Source organism: Serpens gallinarum, assembly GCF_014836765.1.
GTDB classification, from domain to species: domain Bacteria; phylum Pseudomonadota; class Gammaproteobacteria; order Pseudomonadales; family Pseudomonadaceae; genus Serpens; species Serpens gallinarum.
Map to the genome: position 1 here is coordinate 37,871 of NZ_JACSQG010000015.1, position 19,605 is coordinate 57,475.

General features: G+C 57.1%; 15 protein-coding genes and 4 tRNA genes. All 19 read right to left on the reverse strand.

Going from position 1 to position 19,605, the window contains the following annotated elements; all coding sequences use genetic code 11:
- Nucleotides 1-11 precede the first annotated feature (11 nt).
- The 19 genes from fusA to birA all read right to left on the reverse strand — a co-directional run bounded on the left by fusA (nucleotide 12) and on the right by birA (nucleotide 19,362).
- Nucleotides 12-2,114 carry an elongation factor G gene (gene fusA, locus H9642_RS17615; protein ID WP_251837776.1) on the reverse strand — a complete coding sequence of 701 codons (2,103 nt, stop codon included), beginning with the start codon at nucleotides 2,112-2,114 and terminating at the stop codon, nucleotides 12-14.
- A 30-nt stretch (nucleotides 2,115-2,144) separates the two neighbouring features.
- Nucleotides 2,145-2,615, reverse strand: coding sequence for a 30S ribosomal protein S7 (gene rpsG, locus H9642_RS17620; RefSeq protein ID WP_251837777.1), 471 nt, complete (start codon nucleotides 2,613-2,615; stop codon nucleotides 2,145-2,147).
- 98 nt (nucleotides 2,616-2,713) lie between these two features.
- A complete protein-coding gene (gene rpsL, locus H9642_RS17625; RefSeq protein WP_251837778.1) occupies nucleotides 2,714-3,085 on the reverse strand; it encodes a 30S ribosomal protein S12 in 372 nt (123 codons plus the stop codon).
- Between the two features lie 157 nt (nucleotides 3,086-3,242).
- Nucleotides 3,243-7,442, reverse strand: a complete 4,200-nt coding sequence (gene rpoC / locus H9642_RS17630) for a DNA-directed RNA polymerase subunit beta' (RefSeq protein ID WP_251837779.1) — start codon at nucleotides 7,440-7,442, stop codon at nucleotides 3,243-3,245.
- A gap of 65 nt (nucleotides 7,443-7,507) precedes the next feature.
- The gene (rpoB, locus tag H9642_RS17635) at nucleotides 7,508-11,584 is read right to left on the reverse strand and encodes a DNA-directed RNA polymerase subunit beta (RefSeq protein WP_251837780.1); all 4,077 of its coding nucleotides are present in this window, start codon (nucleotides 11,582-11,584) and stop codon (nucleotides 7,508-7,510) included.
- A gap of 210 nt (nucleotides 11,585-11,794) precedes the next feature.
- A complete protein-coding gene (gene rplL, locus H9642_RS17640) occupies nucleotides 11,795-12,163 on the reverse strand; it encodes a 50S ribosomal protein L7/L12 (protein ID WP_251837781.1) in 369 nt (122 codons plus the stop codon).
- A gap of 81 nt (nucleotides 12,164-12,244) precedes the next feature.
- On the reverse strand, nucleotides 12,245-12,745 hold the full coding sequence (gene rplJ / locus H9642_RS17645) for a 50S ribosomal protein L10 (protein ID WP_251837782.1): 501 nt from the start codon (nucleotides 12,743-12,745) through the stop codon (nucleotides 12,245-12,247).
- Nucleotides 12,746-12,942: 197 nt separating this feature from the next.
- Nucleotides 12,943-13,638, reverse strand: a complete 696-nt coding sequence (gene rplA, locus H9642_RS17650) for a 50S ribosomal protein L1 (protein ID WP_251837783.1) — start codon at nucleotides 13,636-13,638, stop codon at nucleotides 12,943-12,945.
- Nucleotides 13,638-14,069 (reverse strand): 50S ribosomal protein L11, encoded by a 432-nt coding sequence (gene rplK, locus H9642_RS17655; RefSeq protein WP_251837784.1) that lies wholly within the window; start codon nucleotides 14,067-14,069, stop codon nucleotides 13,638-13,640. Before rplK ends, rplA begins: the two co-directional genes overlap by 1 nt.
- 119 nt (nucleotides 14,070-14,188) lie before the next feature.
- The gene (nusG, locus tag H9642_RS17660) at nucleotides 14,189-14,722 is read right to left on the reverse strand and encodes a transcription termination/antitermination protein NusG (RefSeq protein WP_251837785.1); all 534 of its coding nucleotides are present in this window, start codon (nucleotides 14,720-14,722) and stop codon (nucleotides 14,189-14,191) included.
- 9 nt (nucleotides 14,723-14,731) lie between these two features.
- Nucleotides 14,732-15,100 carry a preprotein translocase subunit SecE gene (gene secE, locus H9642_RS17665; protein ID WP_251837786.1) on the reverse strand — a complete coding sequence of 123 codons (369 nt, stop codon included), beginning with the start codon at nucleotides 15,098-15,100 and terminating at the stop codon, nucleotides 14,732-14,734.
- Nucleotides 15,101-15,149: 49 nt separating this feature from the next.
- Nucleotides 15,150-15,225 (reverse strand) — tRNA-Trp (locus H9642_RS17670).
- 54 nt (nucleotides 15,226-15,279) lie between these two features.
- Nucleotides 15,280-16,479, reverse strand: coding sequence for an elongation factor Tu (gene tuf / locus H9642_RS17675; RefSeq protein WP_251837775.1), 1,200 nt, complete (start codon nucleotides 16,477-16,479; stop codon nucleotides 15,280-15,282).
- A gap of 82 nt (nucleotides 16,480-16,561) precedes the next feature.
- A tRNA-Thr gene (locus tag H9642_RS17680) sits at nucleotides 16,562-16,637 on the reverse strand.
- A 25-nt stretch (nucleotides 16,638-16,662) separates the two neighbouring features.
- Nucleotides 16,663-16,736, reverse strand: a tRNA-Gly gene (locus H9642_RS17685).
- Between the two features lie 22 nt (nucleotides 16,737-16,758).
- Nucleotides 16,759-16,843: transfer RNA gene (locus H9642_RS17690), tRNA-Tyr, on the reverse strand.
- 140 nt (nucleotides 16,844-16,983) lie between these two features.
- Entirely contained in the window at nucleotides 16,984-17,661 is a 678-nt protein-coding gene (locus tag H9642_RS17695) for an SPOR domain-containing protein (protein WP_251837787.1), read from the reverse strand.
- Nucleotides 17,662-17,663: 2 nt separating this feature from the next.
- Entirely contained in the window at nucleotides 17,664-18,413 is a 750-nt protein-coding gene (locus tag H9642_RS17700) for a pantothenate kinase (protein ID WP_251837789.1), read from the reverse strand.
- Complete coding sequence (birA, locus tag H9642_RS17705; protein WP_251837788.1) at nucleotides 18,403-19,362, reverse strand: bifunctional biotin--[acetyl-CoA-carboxylase] ligase/biotin operon repressor BirA; 960 nt, start codon at nucleotides 19,360-19,362, stop codon at nucleotides 18,403-18,405. The genes H9642_RS17700 and birA overlap by 11 nt, the downstream gene beginning before the upstream one ends.
- Nucleotides 19,363-19,605 lie beyond the last annotated feature (243 nt).

Sequence of the window (19,605 nt, forward strand, 5' to 3'; positions counted from 1 at the left end):
GTAAAGGATGATTAACCTTGTTTTTTGGTGAGCGCTTCGACGATGTTCGACGGAGCTTCGGAGTACTTGGAGAACTCCATGGAATAACTGGCACGGCCCTGGGACATGGAACGAACGTCGGTCGCATAGCCGAACATTTCACCCAGCGGCACTTCGGCACGAATTACCTTGCCAGAAACCGAGTCATCCATACCCTGAATCAGACCGCGACGACGGTTCAGGTCACCCATCACGTCACCCATGTAGTCCTCAGGGGTTACCACTTCGACCTTCATGATCGGCTCAAGAACAACACCGCCGCCTTTCTGGGCAAGTTGCTTAGTCGCCATGGAAGCCGCGATCTTGAACGCCATTTCGTTCGAGTCGACGTCGTGGTAAGAGCCATCGAACACTTCAGCCTTCAGGCCCAGCAGCGGATAACCGGCGACAACGCCGTTTTTCATCTGCTCTTCGATGCCCTTCTGGATCGCAGGGATGTATTCCTTCGGAACCACACCGCCCACAACCTTGTTTTCAAACACCAAGCCTTCCTGACCTTCGTCAGCCGGCGAGAAGCGAATCCAGCAATGACCGAACTGGCCACGACCACCGGACTGGCGAACGAACTTACCTTCGATCTCGCAGCTCTTGGTGATCTTTTCACGGTAAGAAACTTGCGGCTTACCGATGTTGGCCTCGACGTTGAACTCGCGACGCATACGGTCAACCAGGATGTCCAGGTGAAGCTCACCCATCCCGGAAATGATCGTCTGGCCGGTTTCTTCGTCGGTCTTCACGCGGAAAGACGGGTCTTCCTGAGCCAGGCGGCCCAGCGCGATACCCATTTTTTCCTGGTCAGCCTTGGTCTTCGGCTCCACGGCAACCGAGATCACCGGCTCCGGGAAATCCATACGCTCAAGGATGATCGGCTTGTTGATGTCGCACAGGGTGTCACCTGTGGTCACATCTTTCATGCCAATCAGCGCAGCGATGTCGCCAGCGCGGACCTCTTTGATTTCCTGGCGCTCGTTAGCGTGCATCTGCACCATACGGCCGACGCGCTCTTTCTTGCCCTTGACCGAGTTGATCACCGAGTCACCAGAGGCCAGAACGCCCGAGTAGACACGAGCAAAGGTCAGCGTACCGACGAAGGGGTCGGTTGCGATCTTGAACGCCAGAGCCGCGAACGGAGCTTCGTCAGAAGCCACGCGCTCATCGGTCTCCTCTTCGTTGTCCGGATTGGTACCCTGGATCGGCGGAATTTCAGTCGGCGCCGGCAGGTAGTCGATCACGGCATCGAGAACCAGGGGCACGCCCTTGTTCTTGAAGGAGGACCCACAGACAGCCGGAACGATTTCACCGGCGATGGTACGCTGACGCAGACCAGCCTTGATTTCCTCGACGGAAAGATCGCCTTCCTCGAGGTACTTGTTCATCAGCTCTTCGTTGGCTTCGGCAGCTGCCTCTACCAAGTTCGAGCGATACTCTTCGGCTTGTGCCTGGAGCTCTGCAGGAATGGCTTCGTAACGGGGAGTCATGCCCATATCGGACTCATCCCAGTACACAGCCTGCATGCTCATCAGGTCGATCTGACCCTTGAAGTTCTCTTCGGCGCCGATCGGCAGCTGAAGCGGTACCGGGGTGTGACCCAGGCGCTGCTTGATCTGACCGACCACACGCAGGAAGTTGGCACCCTGACGGTCCATCTTGTTGACGTAGACAACGCGCGGCACGCCGTACTTGTTGGCTTGACGCCATACGGTTTCCGACTGCGGCTCAACGCCGGAAGTACCACAGAAGACCACCACCGCGCCGTCCAGCACGCGCAGCGAACGCTCTACTTCAATGGTGAAGTCCACGTGACCGGGGGTGTCGATCACGTTGACGCGGTACTTGTCGAACTGCTTCTGCGAGCCCTGCCAGAAAGCGGTCACAGCGGCGGAGGTGATGGTAATACCACGCTCCTGCTCCTGCACCATCCAGTCGGTGGTACTGGCACCATCATGGGTCTCGCCCATTTTATGGTTTACGCCGGTGTAAAACAGAATCCGCTCAGTCGTAGTGGTTTTACCGGCATCCACGTGCGCGCAGATGCCGATGTTACGGTAGCGGTTGATTGGGGTAGTACGGGCCACAATTAGGTCCTCGTAAATAGAGCGCTTGAATTAGAAGCGGTAGTGCGAGAACGCCTTGTTGGCTTCTGCCATGCGGTGCACGTCTTCACGCTTCTTCACTGCAGCTCCCTTGCCCTCGGAGGCATCCATGAGTTCGCCAGCCAGACGCAGAGCCATGGATTTTTCGCCACGCTTGCGCGCGCTATCCACCAACCAGCGCATAGCCAGGGCATTTCGACGGGACGGACGAACTTCAACCGGAACCTGGTAAGTCGCACCGCCAACACGGCGGGACTTCACTTCGACCAGCGGAGCGATGGCGTCGAGAGCTTTTTCGAAGATCTCCAGGGGATCGCTGTTCTTGCGGGTTTTGACAGTGTCCAGAGCACCGTAAACGATGCGCTCGGCCACGGCCTTCTTGCCGCTTTCCATCACGTGGTTCATGAATTTGGCGAGAATCAGGCTTCCGTATTTCGGATCGTCCAGAATCTCACGCTTGGCTGCTACACGACGTCTTGGCATTGATAAGCCCTCAAACGGTCTTCAGGTTAGCCCGGAACGATAACGCCTTGGTTACGTCCGACCTTACTCTTATCGACTCAATTAAATATAAAGCTGAATTACTTCGGACGCTTGGCGCCGTACTTGGAACGACCCTGCTTACGATCCTTGACACCCGAGGTATCCAGGGAACCGCGCACGGTGTGGTAACGAACACCCGGAAGGTCCTTTACACGGCCGCCGCGAATCAGCACAACACTGTGCTCTTGCAAGTTGTGGCCTTCACCGCCGATGTACGAGGAAACCTCGAAACCGTTGGTCAGACGTACGCGGCAGACTTTACGCAGTGCCGAGTTCGGTTTTTTCGGGGTGGTGGTATACACGCGGGTGCACACGCCACGACGTTGCGGGCAGTTCTGCAGCGCCGGCACGTCGGATTTCTCGACGATGCGCTTGCGCGGCTGACGCACCAGCTGGTTGATAGTTGCCATCTACTAGCTCCACTGTTGTCTTTCGACGCTATCGCTTTCCAAAGAAAGCAAAATGGCAGAGCGACGCGCCCTGCCAAATTTAGGGGTGCATGAGTCTAAAGAGACTGCAAGTTCCCGTCAAGGTAAAGCCCGGGCGAGTTTCGCCCGGGCTTTACACTCAGTTTCCGCTGGAGTTCAGCGCCTCGGTCAGAGCTGCCTCGACCTCGTCGGCACTCACGCGCAGCGGCTTGTCCAACTCACGGCGACGCTTGCGCTCGCTGTGATAGGCCAGACCGGTACCGGCCGGGATCAGACGACCCACAACGACGTTTTCCTTCAAGCCGCGCAGGTAATCGCGCTTGCCGGTAACGGCCGCCTCGGTCAATACGCGGGTGGTTTCCTGGAAGGATGCCGCGGAAATGAACGACTCGGTGGACAACGAAGCCTTGGTAATACCCAGCAGTACGCGAGTGAACTTGGCAATGAATTTGTCTTCGGCTGCCAGACGCTCGTTTTCGCGCAGCACTGCGGTCAGTTCCATCTGGTCGCCCTTGATGAAACTGGAATCACCCGACTCGGCAATTTCAACCTTGCGCAGCATCTGGCGCAGGATGGTTTCGATGTGCTTGTCGTTGATTTTCACACCCTGCAGGCGATAAACGTCCTGAATCTCGGTGACGATGTAGCGTGCCAGTGCACTGACACCCAGCAGACGCAGGATATCGTGCGGATCGCTCGGGCCGTCGGAGATCACTTCGCCCTTGTTCACCTGTTCGCCTTCGAAGACGTTGAGGTGACGCCACTTCGGAATCAGTTCCTCGTACGGATCGCTGCCATCGGTCGGAGTAATGACCAGGCGGCGCTTGCCCTTGGTTTCCTTGCCGAAGGAGATGGTTCCGCTGATTTCAGCCAGAATCGATGCTTCCTTCGGACGACGCGCTTCGAACAGGTCGGCAACGCGCGGCAGACCACCGGTGATGTCGCGGGTCTTCGAGGTTTCCTGGGGAATACGCGCGATGACGTCACCGACACCGATTTGCGCACCGTCCGCCACACCGACCAACGCGTTGGCGGGCAGGAAGTACTGCGCCATTACGTCGGTACCCGGCAGCAGCAGGTCCTTGCCATTCTCATCAACCATCTTGATCGCCGGACGGATGTCCTTGCCGGCGGCCGGACGATCCTTGGCATCAAGCACCTGGATGTTGGTCAGACCGGTCAGTTCGTCGGTCTGGCGCTTGATGGTGATGCCCTCCTCCATGCCGACGAAGGTCACGGTACCCTTCATTTCGGTCACGATCGGGTGGGTGTGCGGGTCCCATTTGACCACTACAGTACCGGCATCGACCTTGTCGCCTTCCTTGACGGAAATGACCGCACCATAGGGCAGCTTGTAGCGCTCGCGCTCACGACCGAAGTCGTCGGCTACCGCCAGCTCACCGGAACGTTCCACGACGACGATGTTGCCGTCGGCACGTACCACGTGCTTGATGCTATGCAGGCGAATGGTACCGCCGTTTTTCACCATCACGTTGTCGACGGCCGAAGTCCGGCTTGCCGCACCACCGATGTGGAAGGTACGCATGGTGAGCTGGGTACCCGGCTCACCGATGGACTGGGCAGCAATTACACCGACCGCCTCACCAATGTTGACCTGGTGACCACGAGCCAGATCGCGACCGTAGCACTTGGCGCAGATGCCGTAGCGGGTTTCGCAGGTGATCGGCGAACGCACGACCACTTCGTCGATACTGTTGCGCTCGATGAACTCAACCCACTTCTCATCGACCAGGGTGCCAGCCGGCACAATGATCTCATCGCTACCCGGCTTCGGTACGTCCTTGGCAATCACACGGCCCAGCACGCGATCACCCAGCGCCTCGACGACGTCACCGCCTTCGATGTGCGGAGTCATCAGCAGACCTTGCTCGGTGCCGCAATCAACCTCGGTCACTACCAGGTCCTGCGCCACGTCGACCAGACGACGGGTCAGATAACCGGAGTTAGCGGTCTTCAGTGCGGTATCCGCCAGACCCTTACGAGCGCCGTGGGTAGAAATGAAGTACTGGAGTACGTTCAGCCCTTCACGGAAGTTTGCGGTGATCGGCGTTTCGATGATGGAACCGTCCGGCTTGGCCATCAGGCCACGCATACCAGCCAGCTGACGGATCTGCGCGGCGGAACCACGCGCACCGGAGTCGGCCATCATGTACATGGAGTTGAACGATTCCTGCTCGACTTCGTTACCGTCGCGATCAATAACCTTGTCCTTGGACAGGTTGGCCATCATCGCCTTGGAGACTTCATCGTTGGCCTTCGACCACAGGTCGATCACCTTGTTGTACTTCTCGCCCTGGGTTACCAGGCCGGAGGCATACTGGGCTTCGATTTCCTTCACTTCGTCGGTGGCGGCATCAATGATGCGAGCCTTCTCGTCCGGAATCTCGAAGTCATTGACGCCGATGGACACGCCGGAAATCGTCGAATAGGCAAAACCGGTGTACATCAACTGGTCGGCGAAAATCACGGTGTCCTTCAGACCAACCGTGCGGTACGCCTGGTTGATCAGCTTGGAGATCGCTTTTTTCTTCATCGACTGGTTGACGACGTCGTACGACAGGCCTTTAGGCACGATCTGGAACAGCAGCGCACGACCAACAGTGGTATCTACAATGCGAGCATTCTCGACCAACGAGCCGTCTTTCTGCTTGATGGTTTCATGGATACGAACCTTGACCTTGGCGTGCAGCGACGCTTCACCGGCGCGGAACACCCGATCGACTTCCTGCAGGTCGGCGAACACGCGACCCTCGCCCTTGGCATTGATGGACTCACGGGTCATGTAGTACAGACCCAAGACCACGTCCTGTGACGGCACGATGATCGGCTCGCCGTTGGCGGGCGACAGTACGTTGTTGGTGGACATCATCAGCGCGCGCGCTTCCAGCTGGGCTTCCAGCGTCAGCGGCACGTGTACGGCCATCTGGTCACCGTCAAAGTCGGCGTTGTACGCGGCGCAGACCAGCGGGTGCAGCTGGATGGCCTTGCCTTCGATGAGGACCGGCTCGAACGCCTGGATACCCAGACGGTGCAGGGTCGGCGCGCGGTTGAGCAGTACCGGGTGTTCGCGAATGACTTCGGCGAGGACGTCCCAGACTTCCGGCAATTCACGCTCGACCATCTTCTTGGCAGCCTTGATGGTGGTCGCCAGACCACGCATTTCCAGCTTGCCGAAAATGAACGGCTTGAACAGCTCAAGAGCCATCTTCTTCGGCAGACCGCACTGGTGCAGGCGCAGGGTCGGACCCACGGTAATCACGGAACGACCGGAGTAGTCCACGCGCTTACCCAGCAGGTTCTGACGGAAGCGACCTTGCTTACCCTTGATCATGTCGGCCAGGGACTTCAGCGGACGCTTGTTCGAGCCGGTGATGGCGCGACCGCGACGGCCGTTATCCAGCAGGGCATCAACCGCTTCCTGCAGCATGCGCTTTTCGTTACGCACGATGATGTCCGGAGCGGACAGGTCGAGCAGGCGCTTCAGACGGTTGTTACGGTTGATCACGCGACGATACAGATCGTTCAGATCGGAGGTCGCGAAGCGGCCACCATCCAGCGGAACCAGCGGACGCAGGTCCGGCGGCAGCACCGGCAAAACGGTCAGAACCATCCACTCAGGCAGGTTGCCCGACCCCTGGAAGGCTTCCATCAGTTTCAGTCGCTTGGACAGCTTCTTGATCTTGGTTTCCGAGTTGGTCTGCGGAATCTCTTCGCGCAGGCGGCCGATCTCGTGCTCCAGATCAATGGCGATCAGCAGCTCGCGAACGGCTTCGGCACCCATGCGGGCATCGAAGTCATCGCCAAATTCTTCAAGGGCTTCGAAGTACTGCTCATCGTTCAGCAGCTGACCCTTTTCCAGGGTGGTCATGCCCGGATCGATCACCACGTAGCTTTCGAAATAAAGCACGCGCTCGATGTCACGCAGGGTCATGTCCAGCAGCAGGCCGATACGGGACGGCAGCGACTTCAGGAACCAGATGTGAGCGACCGGCGAGGCCAGTTCGATGTGCGCCATGCGCTCACGACGAACCTTGGCCAGGGCCACTTCCACACCACACTTCTCGCAGATTACGCCGCGATGCTTGAGGCGCTTGTACTTACCGCACAGGCACTCGTAGTCCTTGACCGGGCCAAAGATCTTGGCGCAGAACAGACCATCGCGCTCAGGCTTAAAGGTACGGTAGTTGATGGTTTCCGGCTTTTTTACTTCGCCGAAAGACCAGGAACGGATCATCTCAGGCGAAGCCAGACCGATACGGATCGCATCGAACTCTTCAACCTGACCCTGGTTTTTCAACAGATTCAGCAAGTCTTTCAAGGCCTTTCCTCCTCACGGACCTGCGGCGACCGGCTGTTGGCCGGGCGCCGCATAGGCGGTGCGTGTTATTCGGTTTCCAGTTCGATGTCGATACCGAGCGAGCGGATTTCTTTGATCAGCACGTTGAAGGACTCGGGCATGCCGGCCTCCATGCGGTGATCGCCGTCCACGATGTTCTTGTACATCTTGGTTCGGCCGTTCACGTCGTCCGATTTCACGGTCAGCATTTCCTGCAGGGTGTAGGCGGCGCCATAGGCTTCCAGCGCCCAGACTTCCATCTCCCCGAAACGCTGACCACCGAACTGCGCCTTACCGCCCAGCGGCTGCTGAGTGACCAGGCTGTAGGAACCGGTGGAACGCGCGTGCATCTTGTCGTCGACCAGGTGGTTCAGCTTGAGCATGTACATGTAGCCGACGGTGGTCGGACGCTCGAACTGGTTACCGGTGCGACCGTCGATCAGGCGCATCTGACCGCTTTCCGGCAGATCGGCAAGCTTGAGCATCGCCTTGATCTCATGCTCCTTGGCGCCGTCGAACACAGGCGTGGCCATCGGCACACCCTGACGCAGGTTGTGTGCGAGATCGAGAATTTCCTGATCGCTGAAGCTTTCCAACTCTTCCTTCTTGTGACCGCCGATATCGTTGTAGATCTGGCCGAGGAACTTGCGCAGGTCGGCGACCTTGCGCTGCTCTTCGAGCATCAGATTGATCTTGTCGCCCAAGCCCTTGGCCGCGAGGCCCAGGTGGGTTTCCAAGATCTGGCCAACGTTCATACGCGACGGTACGCCCAGCGGGTTGAGGACGATGTCCACCGGTGTGCCGTTGGCATCGTGCGGCATGTCTTCGACCGGCATGATCACCGAGACCACACCCTTGTTACCGTGGCGACCGGCCATCTTGTCACCCGGCTGGATGCGACGCTTGATCGCCAGGTAAACCTTGACGATTTTCAGCACGCCCGGTGCCAGGTCGTCGCCCTGCTGCAGCTTGCGCTTCTTGTCTTCGAACTTGTCATCGAGCAGCTGACGACGGTCGGAAATGTAGGCCTGGGCTTTTTCCAACTGCTCGTTCAGCGGATCTTCTGCCATGCGCAGCTTAAACCACTGGCCACGCTCCAGCCCGTCAAGCACCTCGTCGGTGACCTTGGCACCCTTCTTCAGGCCAGCACCGCCTTCAACGACGGCGCCGACCAGAGCGGCACGCAGACGCTCGAAGGTCGCACCTTCGACAATGCGGAACTCTTCGTTGAGGTCCTTGCGGATCTCGTCGAGCTGCATCTTCTCGATGGCCAGGGCACGGGAGTCGCGCTCCACGCCATCACGAGTGAAGACCTGAACGTCGATGACGGTACCCTTGGTGCCAGTCGGCACACGCAGGGAGGTGTCCTTCACATCGGAAGCCTTCTCACCAAAGATCGCACGCAGCAGCTTTTCTTCCGGTGTCAGCTGGGTTTCGCCCTTCGGCGTGACCTTGCCAACCAGGATATCGCCAGCGCCGACTTCAGCGCCGACATACACGATGCCTGCTTCGTCCAGCTTGTTTAGCGCCGCTTCACCCACGTTCGGGATGTCCGCGGTGATTTCCTCTGGGCCAAGCTTGGTATCGCGCGCCACACAGGTCAGTTCCTGAATGTGGATAGTGGTCAGGCGATCTTCCTGGACAACACGCTCGGACAAGCAGATGGAGTCTTCGAAGTTGAAGCCATTCCACGGCATGAATGCCACGCGCAGGTTCTGACCCAGGGCCAATTCGCCCATGTCGGTGGACGGACCATCCGCCATGATGTCGCCGCGCGAAACCGAATCACCCTTGCTGACCAGCGGACGCTGGTTGATGCAGGTGTTCTGGTTGGAACGGGTGTACTTGGTGAGGTTGTAGATATCCACACCGGCTTCACCGGTTTCAACTTCATCATCATGCACGCGCACAACGATTCGGCTGGCATCGACCGAGTCGATGACGCCGCCACGACGGGCCACGACGCAGACACCGGAGTCACGGGCGACGTTGCGCTCCATGCCAGTACCTACCAGGGGCTTGTCGGAACGCAGGGTCGGCACAGCCTGACGCTGCATGTTCGAACCCATGAGTGCACGGTTGGCGTCATCGTGTTCCAGGAATGGAATCAGCGAAGCAGCTACGGACACCACCTGACGCGGCGACACGTCCATCAGGGTCACGTCTTCGGGAGCCTTGACGGTGAACTCGTTGAGGTGACGAACCGTTACCAGTTCGTCAGTCAGCATGTTCTGCTCGTTCATGGTCGCCGAAGCCTGGGCGACCACGTGATCAGCCTCTTCAATGGCGGACAGGAACACGATCTCGTCGGTAACCTTGCCTTCCTTGACCACCCGGTATGGGCTTTCCAGGAAGCCGTACTTGTTAGTACGCGCGTAGGCTGCCAGGGAGTTGATCAGACCGATGTTCGGACCTTCCGGCGTTTCGATCGGACACACACGGCCGTAGTGAGTCGGGTGTACGTCGCGGACTTCAAAGCCTGCGCGCTCACGGGTCAGACCGCCCGGGCCAAGTGCGGAAACACGGCGCTTGTGGGTGATTTCAGAGAGCGGGTTGTTCTGGTCCATGAACTGCGACAACTGGCTGGATCCGAAGAACTCCTTCACCGCCGCCGCAACCGGCTTGGCGTTGATCAGGTCTTGCGGCATCAGGCCTTCGCTTTCAGCCATGGACAGACGTTCCTTGACCGCGCGCTCAACACGCACCAGGCCAACACGGAACTGGTTTTCAGCCATTTCGCCGACACAACGCACACGGCGGTTGCCGAGGTGATCGATGTCATCAACGATGCCCTTGCCGTTACGGATATCGACCAGGGTCTTCAGCACATCAACGATGTCTTCCTTGCTGAGCACGCCCGAACCTTCGATCTCGGTACGACCGATCCGACGGTTGAACTTCATGCGGCCCACGGCAGACAGATCGTAACGCTCAGCGCTGAAGAACAGGTTATTGAACAGCGTTTCAGCGGCATCCTTGGTCGGCGGCTCGCCGGGACGCATCATGCGGTAGATCTCGACCAGAGCTTCCAGCTGGTTGCTGGTGCTGTCGACCTTCAAGGTGTCGGAGATGAACGGACCGCAGTCGATTTCGTTGGTGTACAGCGTTTCAAAGCGCACAACTTGCGCCTTGCCGATCTGCACCAGCAGTTCGGTGGTCAGCTCGGTGTTGCACTCGACAACGATTTCACCGGTAGCCGGATGCACGATGGCCTTGGCCGTGGTGCGACCCAGCACGTAGTCCAGCGGAACCTGAAGCTCCTTGATACCGGCCTTTTCGATCTGGTTGATGTGGCGCGCGGTAACCCGGCGGCCTTGCTCAACGATGACCTTGCCGTTCTCATCCTGGATGTCGAACGCGGCAATTTCGCCACGCAGACGCTGGGGCACCAACTCCAGACTCAGGCCATCACCCCTGATCTGGAACACGTTGGTCGAATAGAAGGCGTCGAGGATTTCCTCGGTGCTGTAACCCAGGGCGCGCAAAAGCACCGAAGCCGGCAGCTTGCGGCGACGGTCGATACGCACGAACACTGCGTCCTTCGGGTCAAACTCGAAGTCCAGCCAGGAGCCACGGTAGGGAATGATGCGCGCGGAGTACAGCAGCTTGCCCGAGCTGTGAGTCTTGCCGCGATCGTGGTCGAAGAACACGCCCGGCGAGCGGTGCAGCTGAGAAACGATGACACGCTCAGTACCGTTAATGATAAAGGTACCGTTTTCGGTCATCAGGGGGATTTCCCCCATGTAAACTTCTTGTTCCTTGATGTCCTTGATCGCTTTATTCGACGATTCTTTGTCGAAAATGATCAGGCGCAGTTTTACCCGCAGCGGGACGGCAAATGTTACGCCACGCAGCACGCACTCTTTGACATCAAAGGCCGGCTCACCCAGGCGATAGCCTACGTATTCCAGAGCGGCGCTGCCGGAATAGCTGATGATCGGGAAAACGGATTTGAAGGCCGCATGAAGGCCAACGTCGCGGAACTGGTCTTTGCTTGCCCCCGCCTGCAGGAATTCGCGATACGAATCCAGCTGGATGGCCAGGAGGTAGGGCACATCCATCACGTCCGGCAACTTGCTAAAGTCCTTGCGGATACGTTTTTTCTCAGTGTATGAGTAAGCCATCAGCGTTCCCCAGCTTGGTCACCTGCTTGTTTGGCTTCTCCCGACGGGAGCAGCCAGAAACTCGTGCAGATCATGATCTGCGCCACCTATATGGTGGTGTCACAGGCAGCCTGCATTCGCAAGCCGCCTATAACGGAAAAAGGCCGGTGGCATTAGCCACCAGCCATCAGCCTTGTGCGAGACGCTCAGGCTGTAGACGCAAGGTCGCGCTTACTTGAGCTCGACCTTGGCGCCTGCTTCTTCCAAGGACTTCTTGGCAGCTTCGGCTTCTTCTTTCGAAACGCCTTCCTTGACGATGCCGGGAGCGCTGTCAACAACAGCCTTGGCTTCTTTCAGGCCCAGGCCGGTCAGTTCACGAACAGCCTTGATCACGTTCACTTTCTTGTCGCCAGCTTCGGCCAGGAAAATGGTGAACTCGGTCTGCTCTTCAACTACGGCAGCGGCAGCAGCCGGGCCAGCGGCAGCGGCAGCGGCAGCGGTAACACCGAACTTCTCTTCCATCGCCTTGATCAGTTCAACGATCTGCATGACGGACATTTCGGAAACGGCGTTGATGATATCTTCGTTGGTCAGAGCCATGACTCTAGTTCCTGTATTGGGGTGACGGCCTTACGGCCATCGAATTAAACGAATAACGTCGAAAAAGTATGCGGGGCCTTGTTAGGCGGCCACGCCTTCTTTCTGGTCACGAATAGCCGCCAGAGTACGAGCCAGCTTGCTGGTAGCGCCTTGAATCACGCTCATCAGCTGCGAAACAGCTTCGTCATAGGTCGGCAGAGTTGCCAGCACGTCGATCTGATTGGCTGCGATGAACTGACCCTCGAACGCAGCGGCCTTGATCTCGAACTTGTCCTGACCCTTGGCGAACTCTTTGAAGATACGAGCGGCAGCGCCCGGATGTTCGGTAGAGAAAGCAATCAGGGTCGGGCCTTTGAACACGTCGTTGAGCACATCATACGGAGTGCCTTCAACGGCGCGCTTGAGCAGGGTATTACGTACGACACGCACGTACACACCAGCTTCGCGGGCCTCTTTACGGAGTCCGGTCATGGCCCCTACGGTCACGCCACGGGCATCAGCCACGACAGCGGACAGGGCAGTTTTGGCAGCCTCGTTGACTTCAGCGACGATGGCCTTCTTGTCTTCGAGTTTAATTGCCACGGGTTCACTCCTGGATGTTACCGGTTCATCCGATCGAAATCGGACGTCGTTTTGGTGTCTGATTCGGTAAAGAATCGGGAGCACCATCTGCGTAGGCTTTCGTGTTTAAGGCTTGCGCCGCCTACGGTCTTGGATAGCCCCCGCCAGGCAGGGACCCCAATACCTGCGCAGCGGGCAAGCCCGCTGCGACTTCAAACTTACGCCTCGAACGAAGCCTGGTCGATTTGCAGACCCGGGCCCATGGTGCTGCTCAGCGTTACGCGCTTCACATAGACACCCTTGGAAGTGGATGGCTTGAGGCGACGCAGATCGGCCAGCAGGGCTTCAACGTTCTCTTTCAGCTTGGCGGGCTCGAAATCAACCTTGCCAATGGAGGTGTGAATGATGCCGTTCTTGTCAGTACGGAAGCGTACCTGACCAGCCTTGGCATTCTTCACGGCAGTAGCGACGTCAGGGGTTACAGTACCAACCTTCGGGTTCGGCATCAGGCCGCGCGGACCGAGGATCTGACCCAACTGACCAACGACACGCATTGCATCCGGGGAAGCAATGACGACGTCATAGCTCAGGTCGCCGCCCTTCATTTCGGCAGCCAGGTCGTCCATACCAACGCGATCCGCACCCGCAGCCAGAGCAGCTTCGGCAGCCGGACCTTGAGTGAACACGGCTACGCGCACGCTCTTGCCAGTTCCGTTCGGCAGCACGGTAGCACCACGAACGACCTGGTCTGACTTACGCGGATCAACGCCCAAGTTGATAGCAATATCAACGGACTCTTTGAACTTGATGGTGGACAGCTCAGCCAGTAGGGCAGCTGCTTCTTCGAAAGCATACTGCTTGCCTGCCTGAATCTTTTCGGCAATTGCCTTCTGGCGCTTGGTCAGCTTAGCCATTACACACCCTCCACGTTCAGGCCCATGCTGCGAGCGGAGCCAGCAATGCTACGCACGGCAGCGTCCAGGTCAGCGGCAGTCAGATCTGCTTGCTTGGTTTTAGCAATCTCTTCCAGCTGAACACGAGTCACGGTGCCGACTTTCTGGGTGTTAGGACGAGCGGAACCAGCGGTGATACCTGCCGCCTTCTTCAGCAGCACGGCTGCCGGAGTGCTCTTGGTTTCAAAGGTAAAACTGCGGTCGCTGTAAACAGTGATAATCACTGGAGTCGGCAGCCCAGGCTCCTGGCCTTGGGTACGGGCATTGAATGCCTTGCAGAATTCCATGATATTGACACCGTGCTGACCCAGTGCCGGACCCACTGGCGGCGACGGGTTAGCTTGACCTGCCTTAACTTGCAGCTTGATATAAGCCGTAATCTTTTTAGCCATTTCTTACTCCACTTACGGGTACGTGCGCCTGAAGGCTCCCCGGTTGCTTACGCGTATATCCCAGTGACGACAAAACCCCGCAACCCATTTAGCTGCGGGGTAAGGGATCTGCGAGCCAGTTAAGCCTTCTCGACCTGACTGAACTCCAACTCCACTGGCGTGGAGCGTCCAAAAATGAGAACAGCCACGTGTATCCGACTTTTCTCGTAATTGACTTCTTCGACAACACCGTTGAAATCTGCGAACGGCCCGTCAACGACACGCACCGTCTCACCGGGCTCAAACAGCGTCTTAGGCTTGGGCTTGTCACCACTATCGGCAACACGACGCAGGATCGCCTCGGCTTCCTTTTCGGTAATCGGCGCAGGCTTGTCTGCCGTACCACCAATAAAACCCATGACGCGAGGCGTATTCTTGATCAAATGCCAAGCCGCCTCACTCATCTCCATCTGGACAAGAACGTAGCCCGGAAAGAATTTACGCTCGCTCTTGCGCTTTTGCCCGTTGCGCATCTCCACCACTTCTTCGGTGGGGACGAGGATCTCGCCGAACTCATCTTCCATGCCGGCCAGCCTGACACGCTCGATCAGCGAGCGCATGACATGCTTCTCGTAACCCGAGTAAGCATGCACCACGTACCATCGCTTAGCCACGGAGCACCTTTAACCTACGATCAACGAAACAACCCAACCCAACAGCGAATCAAGCCCCCACAACAACAGCGCCATCACAAGAACGACAGCCACAACGATCAATGTTGTTTGAGTGGTTTCCTGACGGGTCGGCCATACGACCTTGCGAATCTCGACACGAGCCTCTCGAGCCAGCACGTGAAAAGCGCGCCCTTTCGTCGTTTGCAGCCCGACGAAAATAGCTCCAACAGCAAGAACCAACAGAACCAGAACACGATATAGAACAGGCTCAGCCGAAAAATACTGATTACCAACTACGCCGATCACCACCAAAGCAGCCACAAAAAGCCATTTCAGTAGATCAAAGCGACTCTCTTTGGCTTCAACCCTGGCGTTCATCTGTTTAGATCCTGTTTAAAAAAATGCCAGATTCTCAACTTAAGGAATCTGGCAGGCCAGGAGGGAATCGAACCCCCAACCTGCGGTTTTGGAGACCGCCGCTCTGCCAATTGAGCTACTGGCCTAGAACTCGAATCAGGCCGGCAATTATGCCGACCTGAAGACCCAAAATCAACCGATTACTCGATGATCTTGGCAACCACGCCAGCGCCTACGGTACGGCCGCCTTCGCGAATCGCGAAACGCAGACCGTCTTCCATGGCGATCGGAGCGATCAGGGTAACAACCATCTTCACGTTGTCGCCCGGCATCACCATCTCAACGCCTTCCGGCAGTTCGCAGTTACCGGTGACGTCAGTGGTACGGAAGTAGAACTGCGGACGGTAGCCCTTGAAGAACGGGGTGTGACGACCACCTTCTTCCTTGGACAGCACGTACACTTCGCCTTCGAACTTGGTGTGCGGCTTGATGGTGCCCGGCTTGGCCAGAACCTGACCACGCTCCACGTCTTCACGCTTGGTGCCGCGCAGCAGCACGCCCACGTTCTCACCGGCACGACCTTCGTCGAGCAGCTTGCGGAACATTTCAACGCCCGTGCACGTGGTCTTGACAGTATCCTTGATACCGACAATTTCCACTTCTTCCTGGATGCGCACGATACCGCGCTCGACACGACCGGTTACCACGGTACCGCGGCCGGAGATCGAGAACACGTCTTCGATCGGCATCAGGAACGGACGGTCGATGGCACGCACCGGCTCCGGAATGTAGGAGTCCAGGGTTTCCACCAGGGTCTTCACCGCAGTGGTGCCCATGCCGTTGTCATCCTGGCCGTTCAGGGCCATCAGCGCGGAGCCGATGATGATCGGGGTGTCGTCGCCCGGGAAGTCGTAGGTGCTCAGCAGATCGCGAACTTCCATCTCGACCAGTTCCAGCAGCTCAGCGTCGTCAACCATGTCCGCCTTGTTCAGGAAGACCACGATGTACGGAACGCCAACCTGACGGGACAGCAGGATGTGCTCGCGGGTTTGCGGCATGGGGCCGTCAGCAGCCGAGCAGACCAAGATCGCGCCGTCCATCTGGGCAGCACCGGTGATCATGTTCTTCACATAGTCAGCGTGACCCGGGCAGTCAACGTGCGCGTAGTGACGGGTCGGGGAATCATATTCAACGTGCGAAGTGTTGATGGTGATACCACGAGCCTTTTCTTCCGGCGCGTTGTCGATCTGGTCGTAACCCTTGGAAGCACCACCGCTGCCGAATACTTCGGCGCAGACGCGGGTCAGGGCTGCGGTCAGCGTGGTCTTGCCATGGTCAACGTGACCGATGGTGCCAACGTTGAGGTGCGGTTTGCTACGTTCAAATTTTTCTTTAGCCATTGAGCCCGTCTCCCATCGCAGAATTATCGGTTCACGTAACCATAAAACAAAGGCAGATATCTTCATATCTGCCTTTTAAATGTGGAGCTCATGAGCGGACTTGAACCGCTGACCTCACCCTTACCAAGGGTGTGCTCTACCAACTGAGCTACATGAGCGTAACATTTTGACAAACAGCAAATCTGGAGCGGGTAGCGGGAATCGAACCCGCATCATCAGCTTGGAAGGCTGAGGTTCTACCACTAAACTATACCCGCTAACTTGCTATTTACGCTTATTTGGTGGAGGGAGAAGGATTCGAACCTTCGAAGTCGATGACGTCAGATTTACAGTCTGATCCCTTTGGCCACTCGGGAACCCCTCCAAAGTGCGCGGAATTCTATCTGAATCCCTCGCAGTGTCAAGAACTTTCTCTATTAAAATCTTAGAGTTAGCGCCGCCTGACACAGACTTCGTGGCAGTCTTGACAGCAACGACCACAAAGCGGGCGCCATTTTAGGTAAATCAGGGAGCGGATGCAACAGCGTTTTCACACGGATTTTGCTGTTGCTGCAAACCAGAGAAATCCTTGGCTAACCGCACCAGCAAGTCATCTCCAATTAAATAACTGCTCCGCGGGGCGACCTGCAGCCAGAACGTGCGCGACGCCCGCCTTAGCTCCCGCAACTCGGCCGCGTACCCTATGCTCCGCATACGCTGAAGCACGCTGCGCGCCGAATCATTACGCGAAAAAATACCCAAGGAAATACCGTTAGCCAAATCGCCCTGGGTAATCAGATAGCTGTCAACGGCTCGTGACTGCAGCTCTTTCAATTGTCGTAAAGCAGCTTCGCGCGAACCCAACGGTGCCAGGTAAACCCAATAATCGACACCTGCCTCGGCTTCACGCTCATGCACATTCGACATGATGTCCAGACTAAGAAGACGCTGCTCAAGAGCTGCAGCGTCAGCCTGGTGCTCGAACCCTCCAAGGAACAGACATTGCGCTGCATCTGCCACGCGCGCATTCTTTGAAGCAGACGCACGCTTGTAAACCTCTTCACTGATCAGACGAATTTGATCTTTTTCGCCACTGTGAAGCGTAAAGGGGGAAACGGATTGCGCCAAACCTGGAAGCTGCTGCTGATTCCAAACGAAATAAAATATATTTATTACCAGCAGCAGGAGGAATAACCAGCGCATTTCTACCTCAGAATTGGGCAAGCCAAAGCGAGGCCCGCAAACACCAGATCCGGCACTAGCCGAGCGCCTGGAATCTGCTCACAGACCAGCCCAGCATCTCCGCCAGTTAGGAACGTCTCGAAATCATCTCGCCAATATTCATGTGCAATCTCAAGCTGACCGCGTATAAAACCCCGCAGCATCAGCATACACCCACGCTCAACGGCCTCAATCGTGGACCGTCCAGGAGATTGACCGTATAACGATGCCACTACCGACTCGTCACCATAGCGGATCTTTCGAGTATGAGTCCGTAACTGATCACGCATTAATGGCATTCCGGGACAGATGAAACCACCCAGATGCTGACCATCCGGGGCGATGAAATCAGCCGTGATCGCAGTACCCACATCAATCACTAGACAAGCCTTTTGGGCCGACTGGTATGCACCTACCACCGCCAGCCAACGGTCCAGACCTAGACGCGTGTAATCTTCATAACCATTGCGAACTCCAGCAAGCTCCCGTGCTGGCTGCGCGCAAACGCTACTGAGCCCGAAGCGTGCCTTTAATAACGAAACCAGGCGATCTGTCTCTTCAGCACTGCGCACACTGACCAATCGACAAGCTTGCGGCTGGTTATTTACCAACGCCGCCAGGTCGCCCAGCAGCTTTTCTTCGCTATTTGCCAAACCGCCTTCAGCCAACGCCCCCGCCTGCGTAATGATGCGCCACTTGATCAAGCTATTACCGCAGTCCAGCTCAAGAATCATCATGCAACCTCAGACTGAGCTCACCACCGCTATACCGTTGCTCACAACCTTTTACGAGCAAACGCAAAGCCCCATCTGCATGTATCCCCAAAACCTGCCCATGCACGGGCTCACCACCGGCCGACAGCACCACCTGCCGCCCCTGCCAGAGATGCTCTCGCTCCCACTCATCGAGCAGCGCTGCGAAACCTAGTCCATTTTGCTTTGACAAATAGTCTGCAAGAAAGCAATTCAACCGGCTGACCAGGTGATTCCGATCCTGCCTGGAGCCCGTAGAAAGCAGCACCGATGTCCACGGACGATCAATGGCATTCGACTCTGCCCGCATGTTGACGTTGATGCCAATACCGATCACCACATGACAGATATCTGTGGGATCACCTATCAGCTCCAACAGGATCCCGGCAATTTTTTGGTTGCCCACCAGTATGTCATTCGGCCACTTCAAGCCCGCCCTCTCAACCCCCGCCTCGCGCAATACACGAAGCGCGGCGAGCCCGACAACAAGACTCAGACCTTCCAGCATCCGAGCCCCCTGATCAAGCCGGAGCACCAAGCTGTAGTAAATATTCTCAGCACATGGGCTAACCCATTCTCGCCCTCTTCGCCCTCTGCCAGCGAGTTGTTGCTCAGCGAGGACGATAAAGGGCGCCGCAAGCCCACTTGCTACCAACCGCAATGACTCGGCATTAGTCGAATCCAGCACATCCTTTACGATTACCGATTCCAGTTGCAGGGCACTTCCATCAATTCGCTCACAATCAAGTAGTAGCAATGGCTCCGCCAAGCGATAGCCGCGGCCACGAACCCTATGAATTGCTACTTGATGCTGAAGCTCTAGTTGTTCAATTTGCTTCCACACTGCCGCCCGGCTGATGCCTAACTGCTTTCCAAGCGTTTCACCTGAGTGAAAACTGCCGTCCTGGATCAATCTCAGTAATTCCAGCATTCATGCTCACTCCATGAAGAGGTGCGCATCATATCGGCCCGCAGCAAGCTTGCAAAGAAACCGGTTCAGGCCTTAGAAGACTTAGTCTCTCACGGTCTGTCTACACGCCAGCGGAGCCGAGGCTCCCGACGCAGCCCACTTTTTTTGATCGCCAGGGTTTTCCGCACACACAGACAAAACCCCAACCCGCGTGCGCGGATTGGGGTTTTGGGTTTAGGCGCTTGACGATGACCTACTCTCACA